We start from the raw sequence: 11,018 nt of genomic DNA, 5'->3' as shown, positions 1-11,018 counted from the left end.
CCTGACGGGAGAGCTGCGAGAGCGCGATGATCGGCACGTTCAGCTCCTTGCCGAGCGCCTTCAGGCCCGTGGTGATCTGGGTAATTTCCTGCACGCGGTTGTCGCTGGATTTGCCCGAGCCGGTCATCAGCTGGATATAGTCCACCACGAGGCAATCGAGACCGCGCTGACGCTTGAGACGGCGCGCACGGGCGGAAAGCTGGGCAATCGAGATACCACCGGTCTGGTCGATATAGAGCGGCACCTTCTGCATCATCTGCGAGCAGGCGACGAGCTTTTCGAAATCGGCCTCCGAAATGTCGCCGCGGCGGATTTTGGACGACGACACTTCCGTTTGCTCGGAGATGATACGGGTGGCGAGCTGTTCGGAGGACATTTCGAGCGAGTAGAAACCGACGACGCCGCCGTTCTTCGCCTTGTACGAGCCGTCCGCCTGAATTTCGGGCTCGTAGGCGGCGGCGATGTTGTAGGCGATGTTGGTGGCAAGCGAGGTCTTGCCCATGCCCGGACGTCCCGCAAGCACGATCAAGTCGGAGCGCTGAAGACCGCCCATGCGGCCGTCGAGCGAGTGAATGCCGGTGGAAATGCCCGACAGCGAGCCGTCGCGCTCGAAGGCCTGGCCGGCCATGTCGATAGCGAGCGCCACCGCATCGTTGAACGACTGGAAACCGCCGTCGTAGCGGCCGGTTTCGGCCAGTTCGAACAGGCGGCGCTCGGCATCCTCGATCTGGGTCTGCGGCGGCATGTCGAGCGGCGCGTCATAGGCGATGTTGACCATGTCCTCGCCGATATTGATCAGCGAGCGGCGCAGCGCGAGATCGTAGATGGCGCGGCCATAGTCTTCCGCGTTGATGATCGTCACGGCTTCGGCGGCAAGGCGCGCGAGATATTGCGGGATCGTGAGATCGCCGACCTTGCTGTCCGACGGCAGATGCGTCTTCAGCGTGATCGTGGTGGCGATCTTGCCCATGCGGATCGTGTCGCCGGCGAGTTCATAGATCTTGCGGTGCAGCGGCTCGTTGAAGTGGATCGGCTTCAAGAAGTCCGAGACGCGGTAATAGGCGTCGTTGTTGACGAGGATGGCGCCGAGCAGGGCCTGTTCGGCTTCGACGTTGTTCGGTGCCTCGCGGTGGTGCAGCTCCGCATTCTCGCGACCGGCCTGGTTGAGCTTGCGCACGGCATCGTTCATCGTCCCGAATCTCCCCGTCTCTGTTTTCGAAGGTCGCTGGTTTGGTTGCTTTGCCGTCAGGGGTCAAGCGCTTCCGGCCCGGCTCCTCCGTTAGACCCAATGTTAGACTTTTCCACAGGCGGCGCGAAGACGGCAAGCCCGGATTCATCCGGGCTTACAGGCTTTCGATTGACTCAGGCGCCGAATCTCAAAGCGACGCCTCCTGCGGGAACTGGCGTGCGCCCCGCCGGTCGCCCTTCGGATTGCCCTCATGGGCCTTCAGGCAATCCTCGCCACGGCCGATATAGCCGCGTGTCAGCGGTGTGGCCTCCTGGTCATGGGCGAGCTGGAGCTGGAAGACGACGAGGTTCTGCCAGCGGAAGGCGCTTTCGGACGCCGCGAGATAGAATTCCCAGATGCGGCAGAATTTCTCGTCGTAGAGCGCCTTGGCCTCGTCCCGCTTTGCCATGAAGCGCTGTCGCCAGTGACGCAGCGTCTCGGCATAGTGGAGTCTGAGGATTTCCACATCCGTTACCGCAAGTCCGCTCTTTTCCACAGCCTGCATCACTTCCGAAAGGGCAGGGATGTAGCCGCCCGGAAAGATGTATTTCTCGATGAACGGGTTGTTGGCGGAAGGGCGATCCGTGCGGCCGATCGTGTGCAGCAGCATCACGCCGTCGCGTTTCAGCAGCGAAGCGCTCTTCTTGAAGAAGGTGAGGTAATTCGGCCGGCCGACATGTTCGAACATGCCAACGGAGACGATGCGATCGAAGGGGCCTTCGGTGTTGCGATAGTCCTGCAGCAGGAATTTCACCTCCTCGGTCAGCCCCGCATCTCGGGCTCGGCTTTCGGACAGCGTATGCTGCTCGTCCGACAGTGTCACGCCCGTCACCTTCGCGCCGAGCTGGCGGGCGAGGTAGAGCGCCATGCCGCCCCAGCCGCTGCCAATATCGAGCACGCTCTGGCCCGGCCTGTTAATGTTGAGCTTGGCGGCAATGTGCCGTTTCTTGGCAAGCTGGGCATCATCTAGCGTCTGGTCGGGATGCTCGAAATAGGCGCAGGAATATTGCCGGTCCCGGTCGAGGAACAGATCGTAGAGCGCGCCGGTCAGGTCATAGTGGTGCTGCACGTTGCGGCGGGAGCGCACCACGCTGTTCTTTTCCCGCACCCAGCGGAAGACATAGCGCACGCGCTCCAGCAGGCGGTTCCAGCGGGTGTCGTAGTATTTGAAATCGGGATTGCCCGTGAAGACGGTTTTCAAGAGGCCGTACATGTCGCCTTCGACGATGTCGATATCGCCGGTGCCATAGTGATGGCCGAGATAGTAAGCGGGGTCGATGGCGATGCCCCACACGGCTTTGCGCGTATTGAGACGCATATGAATGGGATTGCCGGTGCCGTCGCCGAAGGTCTGGCTGCTGCCGTCAGGATAGGTGATCTTCAGGTTGCCGGTCTCGACGAGGCGGGAAACCAATGTCTGCACAATGAATTTCATTCGCTAAACTCCGTCACGCTTAAAAATCTGGCGGAAACGGGTCTGGTCGGAAACCGGCCTGAAAGCGGCCCAACCGCCAATCCAGTCTAACGAGATATAAATATTGATGCGAAAAGCGGGATTTCAAGCCGTGCTTTTTGGCCCTCCAAACGAAAACGGGCCGGCAAAAGCCGGCCCGTTCCGTAACCATCCGACAAAGCGGATATTATGCGTCTTCTTCTTCGACGCCGTCGGCTTCCGGGTCGAAGAAGTCGGCAGCCGTCAGCGCGTCTTCGTCAACGCCATAGATGGCGTCGGCCGAGGTCAGGCTTTCGCCCTTCGACTGGCGCTCGGCTTCTTCAGCCGAACGGGCAACGTTGACTTCGACCGAGATTTCGACTTCGGCATGCAGGTGCAGCACGACCTTGTGCAGGCCGATTGCCTTGATCGGGGTGTTCAGCTCGACCTGGTTGCGGCCGACGTTGAAGCCTTCGGCAGCCAGCGCCTCGATGACGTCGCGGGCAGCGACCGAGCCGTACAGCTGGCCGGTTTCGCCAGCCGAGCGGACGATGACGAAGGCCTTGCCGTCGAGCTTTTCGGCAACGGCCTGGGCCTCGGACTTGCGCTCAAGGTTACGGGCTTCGAGCGTCGAACGCTCGGCTTCGAAACGCTTCTTGTTGGCTTCGTTGGCGCGCAGCGCCTTGCCGAGCGGCAGCAGGTAGTTACGGGCAAAGCCGTCGCGAACCTTGACGGTTTCGCCCATCTGGCCGAGCTTGGCGATGCGTTCGAGAAGAATGACGTCCATTTTTGAGTTCCTTTCGTTGAGTCTCAGATGTTCTGGTTTTTCTTTTCCGCCGGGCCTGCGGGCGTCAGCGCGATGGCGCGCCGCGTGTCCATCAGTCCCATGAGGAGGATGACGAAGACCGGTATCGTGAAGAGCAATACCGAGATGTAGGCGAACCACAGGGCCATCAGCCGCCACGGCTTGCCGCGCGTCCTGAAATGCAGGCTCGCGAAGCCGGCGAGCACGAAACCGGCCCCGAAGGTGCCGCAGACGAGCGCGCCGATGATCGCCGGAACGCCGCCCATGAAGGACAACACGAGACCGGCGAGGAAGAAGAAGATCGCATTGCGATGCATGCGCAGCGTCGAGGGCATGTCCTCGCGCGGGCGAAGACCCTTGCCGGAGATGCGCACGATGAAGGTCGCGATGTAATAGGCTGCAAACAGCAGGAACACCCAGAGCGCGCCCTGCACGAGCGGCAGTGCCAGCGAGAACACGGTCTTCAGCTGGGCGATGGCAGCGGCATCGGGATTGTAGAGCGGCTCCTGCGCCTTCAAGGTCTCGATGACGATGTCGACGAGCTTGCCCGCCATTTCGTCATTGTAGCCGACGATCGCGCCGACCGCGATCATGCCGAGCGTCACCATGATGGCGAGATGGGCGAGGATGTTGGACAGCGGATACCAGGCGAGCGCATTTTCCGGGCCGCCGAGTTCGGAAGCCGGGCGGGCAAGATTGGCCAGGTTGGAGAGCCAGCCGGCCGGGATCAGCGTGATGAGCACGATCAGCGCGGCGAAATTCGACGAGACAAGGGCGGACGCGGTGATGCCGCCGGCGACGACGGCGATGAAGGCGCTGGCATTGCCCCAGCCGAGGCCGGCAATCAGGATGGGAAGCGCGGACGCGGCGTAAAGCACGATAGCGAACGACGACTGCGCATTCGCGCTCAGCGACAGCAGAGCGGCGGTCACACCGGCAACGAGGCCGGTCGCAATCGAGGTTGGCGTCAGGGTCTTCACTGTTCGCTGTCCTGTCTGGTCAGACAGTTAGAGGAGGTTCCTGAGAGATTGATTCAGGACTGTCTCCCCAACATGGGGTTTGGCTTCGAAAAGCCGGCGGTTCCGATCCGCGCCCAACGCGGAAGGGAAATGGGGAAGGCGGCAAGCCGTCTTCCCCCAAGTCAATGCCCGCGATCTGACGTCGAGTCAGGCCGCAGAGTCAGCAGCTTACGCTACGACGTAGGGCAGCAGGCCGAGGAAGCGGGCGCGCTTGATCGCCTTGGCGAGTTCGCGCTGCTTCTTCTGGGAAACGGCCGTGATGCGGGAAGGAACGATCTTGCCGCGCTCGGAAATGTAGCGCGACAGAAGACGGACGTCCTTGTAGTCGATCTTCGGAGCGTTTGCGCCCGAGAAGGGGCAGGTCTTGCGGCGGCGGTGGAACGGACGGCGTGCCGGAGCGGAAGAAACATCAGCCATATCTATAATCTCCTTCTGCTTCTATTACGCGCGGTCTTCGCGGGCCGGACGGTCGCCACGCGGCGGGCGGTCGCCGAAGTCGCGGCGCGGACGGTCGCCGAAATCGCGGCGCGGGCCACGGTCGTCGCCTTCGCGGCGCGGACGGTCGTCGCGGTCACGCTTCTGCATCATGGCCGACGGGCCTTCTTCGTGCGCTTCGACAGCGATGGTCATGTAACGAAGGATGTCTTCGTTGATGCGCATCTGGCGCTCGACTTCGTGGATGGCCGCCGCCGGAGCGTCGATGTCCATCAGCGCATAGTGAGCCTTGCGGTTCTTCTTGATGCGGTAGGTGAGGGACTTGAGGCCCCAGTTCTCGACGCGGCCAACCTTGCCGCCGAACGATTCGATAACGCCCTTGTACTGTTCGACGAGAGCGTCGACCTGCTGGGCGGACACATCCTGGCGGGCCAGGAATACGTGTTCATAAAGAGCCATGTGGCTTTGCCTTTCTTGCGTTTACACCCGAAACCGGCGCCAAGCCTCAACGACAGTTCTCAAAGGCGCGAGGCCGAAAGCAAGAAAAGCGTTAATCCAGACGGTCGAGAGCGGAGACACGGGAGGCTGGAACCCTTGGCTCCAAACGGCCATCCTGTTCGGATCGCCGGCCCTCCGTTCAGCCACCAGCCGATTGACCGGGTGTGTTGAACAGCGCGCTTATACGGATTTTTCGCTACAACGCAAGGCCTGCGGCCAGAAAGCCTGGTGTTCCGTTTCGGGAACGGCTTGGAACCAAATGGAATGTCCTGCGTTTTCCTGTCGATCATACCAAATGGCCAACCAGATGGAGTAACCGACATGCAGGACCCAAACCTCGTCAATCGTCCCCCGGAAGATCTGGTGACGCGTCCGGTCGATGACCGCGGCCCGACCGTCGTCAATGCCAGCAATGGCGGCAGCGGTACCGGCGGCTGGGCCGTCGCAGTCATTCTCGCCGTTCTCGTGGCGGTGGGCATCTTCTATTTCGTCGGCAGCGGCACACCGGGTGACGGCGTCGATCCGAATGCCAACACCTCGGCCATCACGACGCAGGAGACGGCTCCGGCCGGCGGCACTGCAACGGGTGGCCAGACGGGTGGTGCCGCCGGCACGCAGACGCTGGACACCCGGCCGAGCGGCGGCCAGCAGCCGGCCGAAGGTGGTGGCGCAACCACCACGACGCCGTAACATCACCCGCAAGGGGCATAAGACAAGACCCGCCGGAAACGGCGGGTCTTTCGATTCCGGTTTTAAATGGGCGCCGGATAGAGCCGATGGATACGGCGGATGCCGTTCATGACGTCGGCCGAAAGCGTCAGGTCCTTGGCCGCGATGTTGGTCTTCAACTGCTCCATCGACGTTGCGCCGATGATGACCGAGGCCATGAAGGGCCGCGTCAGGCAGAAGGCCAGCGCCATCTGGGCGGGGTCGATGCCGTTTTCCTTTGCAAGCTCCACATAGGCCCTCACGGCCGGCTCCTGCAGCGGCTGGTAACGCCCGCCGAGATCGCCGTTCTTCGTCATGCGCGATCCCTCGGGCTTGGCGCCGTCGAGATATTTGCCGGTGAGAAGGCCGGCGGCGAGCGGCGAATAGGCGAGCAGACCGATATCCTCGTGATGCGACAGTTCCGCAAGGTCGAGGTCGTAGGTGCGGTAGAGCAGGTTGTACTCGTTCTGGATCGACGCGACGCGCGGCAGGCCCTTCTGCTCGGCGAGCCGCAGCATGCGCATCGTGCCCCAGGCCGTGTCGTTGGAGAGGCCGAGTGCGCGCACCTTGCCGGCTTTGACGATCTCGCCGATGGTATCGAGGATTTCCTCGATTTCGGCGATGACCTTTTCGCGGTCCTGCTTGGCCGGATCGTAGCTCCAGGCATTGCGGAAATGGTAGTGCCCGCGGTTTGGCCAGTGCAGCTGGTAGAGATCGACATAATCGGTCTTGAGGCGCTGAAGACTGTCGTCGATCGCCTCCAGGATGCCCTTGCGGCTCATCGGGGCGCCGCCGCGAATATAGGGACGGCCTGGGCCGGCGACCTTGGTGGCGAGGATGACCTTGTCGCGGTTGCCGCGCGCCGTCATCCAGTTGCCGATAAAGCGTTCGGTATCGCCGTAGGTTTCCGGCGAGAGCGGCGTCGTCGGATAAAGTTCTGCGGTGTCGATGAAGTTGACGCCTTGAGAGAACGCATAGTCGAGCTGGTCTTGGGCTTCCTGCTCGCTGTTCTGCGATCCCCAGGTCATCGTGCCGAGGCAGATCTCCGACACGCTCATGCCGGTCCTGCCGAGCGGATTGTATTTCATGGGAGGGAAAATCCTTTTGTGGGAACCGCGCGAATGTAGGCGGCTTCCGGCGAAGTGCAAGACGGCGGGTGCGATTCCCTGTGCAAGGGCGGGGAAAGGACGGGTCGGGGAGGGTGCTTCCGGGCGCGATGCCTTGACTTGGCGGGCCGGAATGTGAATGGAAAAGGAAACAGAAGACGGGAGAAACCCCTATGAGCGTAGCATTCACCTTCCCCGGTCAGGGCAGCCAGGCCGTAGGCATGGGCAAGGACCTCGCCGATGCCTTCCCGGAAGCGCGTGCCGTTTTCGCCGAAGTCGACGACGCCCTCGGCCAGAAGCTTTCCGCCATCATGTTCGACGGCCCCGAGGACACGCTGACGCTGACGGCCAATGCCCAGCCGGCGCTGATGGCCGTGTCCATCGCCGTCATGCGCGTGCTCGAAGCGCGCGGCCTGTCGCTGAAGGACAAGATCTCCTACGTCGCCGGCCATTCGCTCGGCGAATATTCGGCACTTTGCGCCGCCGGCACCTTCTCGCTCGCCGATACCGCGCGGCTCCTTCGCATCCGCGGCAATGCCATGCAGTCGGCCGTTCCGGTCGGCGAGGGCGCGATGGCGGCGATCATCGGCCTGGAGCAGGCGGATGTCGAAGCCATCTGTCAGGAAGCCTCAAAGGGCGGCTCGTGCCAGATCGCCAATGACAATGGCGGCGGCCAGCTCGTCATTTCCGGCTCCAAGCCGGCCGTCGAGGTCGCAGCCCGGCTTGCGACGGAGAAGGGCGCCAAGCGTGCGCTGATGCTCTCCGTCTCCGCCCCCTTCCATTCCGCCCTGATGGCGCCTGCCGCCGACGCCATGCGCGAGGCGCTCGCCGCCGTCGAGGCCAAGGCACCGATCGTGCCCGTCGTCGCTAATGTGCGTGCCGCCCCGGTCAGCGATCCGCAGGAGATCGTCCGCCTGCTCGTCGAGCAGGTCACCGGCCAGGTCCGCTGGCGCGAGACGGTGGAATGGTTCGGCAAGAACGGCGTGACGACGCTTTACGAAGTCGGCTCCGGCAAGGTGCTGACGGGTCTGGCGCGCCGCATCGACAAGTCCGTCACCGGCATCGCTATCAACACGCCCACCGATATCGACAGTGCGCTTGCAGCACTCCTCGGCTGATCTCTTTAGATAAGGAACGCACCCATGTTTGATCTTTCCGGCCGCAAGGCACTGGTTACCGGCGCATCCGGCGGCATCGGCGAGGAGATCGCCCGCATCCTGCACGCGCAGGGCGCCATCGTCGGCCTGCACGGCACCCGCGTTGAAAAGCTCGAAACGCTCGCCAACGAATTCGGCGAACGCGTGCAGATCTTCCCGGCCAACCTCTCCGACCGCGCCGAAGTGAAAGCGCTCGGCGAGAAGGCCGAGGCCGAACTCGGCGGCGTCGACATCCTCGTCAACAATGCCGGCATCACCAAGGACGGCCTGTTCGTGCGCATGAGCGACGAGGACTGGGATTCCGTTCTGGAAGTGAACCTGACGGCGGTCTTCCGCCTGACGCGTGAGCTGACCCACCCGATGATGCGCCGCCGCTACGGCCGCATCATCAATATCACCTCGGTCGTCGGCGTCACCGGCAATCCGGGCCAGGCGAACTATTGCGCCGCCAAGGCCGGCATGATCGGCTTCACCAAGTCGCTGGCCCAGGAAATCGCGACCCGCAACGTCACGGTCAACTGCGTGGCGCCGGGCTTCATCGAAAGCGCGATGACCGGCAAGCTGAACGACAAGCAGAAGGAAGCGATCATGGGGGCCATTCCCATGAAGCGCATGGGCACCGGCACGGAAGTCGCGTCCGCCGTTGCCTATCTCGCGTCGTCGGAAGCCTCCTACATGACGGGCCAGACACTACATGTGAACGGCGGCATGGCGATGATCTAAGGTGGACGAAGTGCCCCGGCAGGTCGGCATGAATTGCATGTTGACCGCTGGAGCACCGGCCATTTTCGGACTTTGCGGCAGACTTAAACCGTGTTAATCGGGCCATGACTGTCAGCAGTCGACGGGCAAATGCCTGCGCAATCCGGCGGTATGGAACAGTATCGCCGATGCCGCATTGCCGGTTGAAGAGATTGCCGGATATGTTCTTGAGGCATATCGGGCGTGTTGAGTGCCCGGCGCTGTGAAAAGCGCCGATCAAAAACAAAGGTCGAGGAATCCGACATGAGCGACGTAGCAGAACGCGTAAAGAAAATTGTCATTGATCATCTGGGCGTTGACGCCGAAAAGGTCAGCGAAGGCGCAAGCTTTATCGATGATCTTGGCGCGGACTCGCTCGACACCGTCGAACTGGTCATGGCCTTCGAAGAAGAATTCGGCGTCGAGATCCCGGACGATGCCGCTGACTCGATCCTGACGGTCGGCGACGCCGTCAAGTTCATCGAGAAGGCCCAGGCCTGATCCATTATACCGGCGGGCTGCTCTTCGGCAGCCCGTCCCGGTCTCCGCCTGGAGACCACACCTCCTCTTGGGGCAAAACATAGAATTTTATAGGGTGGATCACGGACGATGAGGCGTGTCGTTATCACGGGTACCGGCATGGTATCCCCGCTTGGCTGTGGCACCGAAGTTACCTGGAGCCGGCTTCTTGAGGGTCGCAGTGGCGCTGCCAGGGTAACGACCTTCGAGGTCGAAGATCTTCCTGCAAAGATTGCCTGCTCGATCCCGCTCGGCGATGGCACTGACGGCACCTACAATGCCGACCAGTGGATGGAGCCGAAGGAACAGCGCAAGGTCGATCCCTTCATCACCTATGCTGTCGCTGCCGCCGATATGGCGCTCATCGATGCCGGTTGGCATCCGAAGACCGACGAAGACCAGATTGCAACCGGCGTGCTCATCGGCTCCGGCATCGGCGGCCTCGATGGTATCGTCGAAGCCGGTTATACGCTGCGCGACAAGGGCCCTCGCCGCGTTTCGCCCTTCTTCATTCCCGGTCGCCTGATCAACCTCGCCTCCGGCCAGGTCTCGATCAAGCACAAGCTGCGCGGCCCGAACCATTCCGTCGTTACCGCCTGCTCGACCGGCGCGCACGCCATCGGCGATGCCAGCCGCCTGATCGCGCTGGGGGATGCCGACGTCATGGTCGCAGGCGGTGCCGAATCCCCGATCTGCCGCATCGCGCTTGCCGGCTTCGCCGCCTGCAAGGCGCTGTCGACCGAGCGCAACGACGACCCGACCGCGGCCTCGCGCCCCTATGACCGCGACCGCGACGGTTTCGTCATGGGCGAGGGTGCCGGTATCGTCGTTCTCGAGGAGCTGGAGCACGCCAAGGCGCGCGGCGCGAAGATCTATGCCGAAGTCGTCGGCTACGGCCTGTCGGGCGACGCCTACCACATCACCGCGCCGTCGGAAGACGGCGACGGCGCCTACCGCTGCATGCAGATGGCGCTGAAGCGCGCCGGCATTCCGGCAAGCGAAATTGACTACATCAATTCGCACGGCACCTCGACCATGGCCGACACGATCGAGCTTGGCGCTGTCGAGCGCCTGATGGGCGATGCCGCGTCGCGCCTCTCGATGTCGTCGACCAAGTCGGCCATCGGCCATCTTCTCGGTGCCGCCGGTGCCGTCGAAGCCATCTTCTCGGCGCTGGCGATCCGCGACAACATCGCCCCGCCGACGCTGAACCTCGACAATCCCGCCGTCGAGACGGCGATCGACCTTGTGCCGCACAAGGCCCGCAAGCGCGAGATCAACGTGGCGCTGTCCAATTCGTTCGGCTTCGGCGGAACGAATGCCTCGCTGGTTCTCAAGCGCTACGCTTGATCCGGTCCGGGGCTTTCGCC

12 protein-coding genes are annotated in these 11,018 nt (G+C 62.7%); 5 read left to right on the top strand and 7 right to left on the bottom strand.

What is annotated here, in order from left to right; translation table 11 throughout:
• The 6 genes from ACOZK4_RS26925 to rpsF all read right to left on the bottom strand — a co-directional run.
• A partial coding sequence (locus ACOZK4_RS26925) for a replicative DNA helicase (protein WP_421594703.1) occupies window positions 1-1,189 on the bottom strand: 1,189 nt, incomplete at its 3' end.
• A 187-nt stretch (window positions 1,190-1,376) separates the two neighbouring features.
• On the bottom strand, window positions 1,377-2,663 hold the full coding sequence (locus ACOZK4_RS26920) for a class I SAM-dependent methyltransferase (protein WP_421594702.1): 1,287 nt from the start codon (window positions 2,661-2,663) through the stop codon (window positions 1,377-1,379).
• A 205-nt stretch (window positions 2,664-2,868) separates the two neighbouring features.
• Window positions 2,869-3,447, bottom strand: a complete 579-nt coding sequence (rplI, locus tag ACOZK4_RS26915; RefSeq protein WP_421594701.1) for a 50S ribosomal protein L9 — start codon at window positions 3,445-3,447, stop codon at window positions 2,869-2,871.
• Window positions 3,448-3,470: 23 nt separating this feature from the next.
• A complete protein-coding gene (locus ACOZK4_RS26910) occupies window positions 3,471-4,445 on the bottom strand; it encodes a DUF2232 domain-containing protein (protein ID WP_421594700.1) in 975 nt (324 codons plus the stop codon).
• A gap of 207 nt (window positions 4,446-4,652) precedes the next feature.
• Complete coding sequence (gene rpsR, locus ACOZK4_RS26905) at window positions 4,653-4,901, bottom strand: 30S ribosomal protein S18 (protein WP_023515801.1); 249 nt, start codon at window positions 4,899-4,901, stop codon at window positions 4,653-4,655.
• Window positions 4,902-4,925: 24 nt separating this feature from the next.
• Window positions 4,926-5,378 (bottom strand): 30S ribosomal protein S6, encoded by a 453-nt coding sequence (rpsF, locus tag ACOZK4_RS26900; RefSeq protein WP_117369405.1) that lies wholly within the window; start codon window positions 5,376-5,378, stop codon window positions 4,926-4,928.
• Window positions 5,379-5,738: 360 nt separating this feature from the next.
• Between rpsF and ACOZK4_RS26895 the strand changes: the two genes are divergently transcribed.
• Entirely contained in the window at window positions 5,739-6,107 is a 369-nt protein-coding gene (locus ACOZK4_RS26895) for a hypothetical protein (RefSeq protein ID WP_421594699.1), read from the top strand.
• 62 nt (window positions 6,108-6,169) lie between these two features.
• On the opposite strand, the gene ACOZK4_RS26890 is transcribed toward ACOZK4_RS26895, so the two are convergent.
• Window positions 6,170-7,213: an aldo/keto reductase gene (locus ACOZK4_RS26890; protein WP_421594698.1), complete on the bottom strand. Its 1,044-nt coding sequence runs from the start codon at window positions 7,211-7,213 to the stop codon at window positions 6,170-6,172.
• A gap of 191 nt (window positions 7,214-7,404) precedes the next feature.
• Here ACOZK4_RS26890 and fabD point away from each other — a divergent pair, with 191 nt between their 5' ends.
• The 4 genes from fabD to fabF all read left to right on the top strand — a co-directional run bounded on the left by fabD (window position 7,405) and on the right by fabF (window position 10,998).
• A complete protein-coding gene (fabD, locus tag ACOZK4_RS26885) occupies window positions 7,405-8,349 on the top strand; it encodes an ACP S-malonyltransferase (protein ID WP_421594697.1) in 945 nt (314 codons plus the stop codon).
• A gap of 24 nt (window positions 8,350-8,373) precedes the next feature.
• Window positions 8,374-9,111 carry a 3-oxoacyl-[acyl-carrier-protein] reductase gene (gene fabG / locus ACOZK4_RS26880; RefSeq protein WP_421594696.1) on the top strand — a complete coding sequence of 246 codons (738 nt, stop codon included), beginning with the start codon at window positions 8,374-8,376 and terminating at the stop codon, window positions 9,109-9,111.
• A 282-nt stretch (window positions 9,112-9,393) separates the two neighbouring features.
• Complete coding sequence (locus ACOZK4_RS26875; RefSeq protein ID WP_018327362.1) at window positions 9,394-9,630, top strand: acyl carrier protein; 237 nt, start codon at window positions 9,394-9,396, stop codon at window positions 9,628-9,630.
• A gap of 108 nt (window positions 9,631-9,738) precedes the next feature.
• The gene (gene fabF / locus ACOZK4_RS26870; RefSeq protein WP_313522359.1) at window positions 9,739-10,998 is read left to right on the top strand and encodes a beta-ketoacyl-ACP synthase II; all 1,260 of its coding nucleotides are present in this window, start codon (window positions 9,739-9,741) and stop codon (window positions 10,996-10,998) included.
• Window positions 10,999-11,018 lie beyond the last annotated feature (20 nt).

It is taken from the genome of Shinella sp. M27 (genome assembly GCF_049199905.1).
In the GTDB taxonomy this organism is placed as follows: domain Bacteria; phylum Pseudomonadota; class Alphaproteobacteria; order Rhizobiales; family Rhizobiaceae; genus Shinella.
This window is presented reverse-complemented; position numbering and strand designations above follow the sequence as displayed.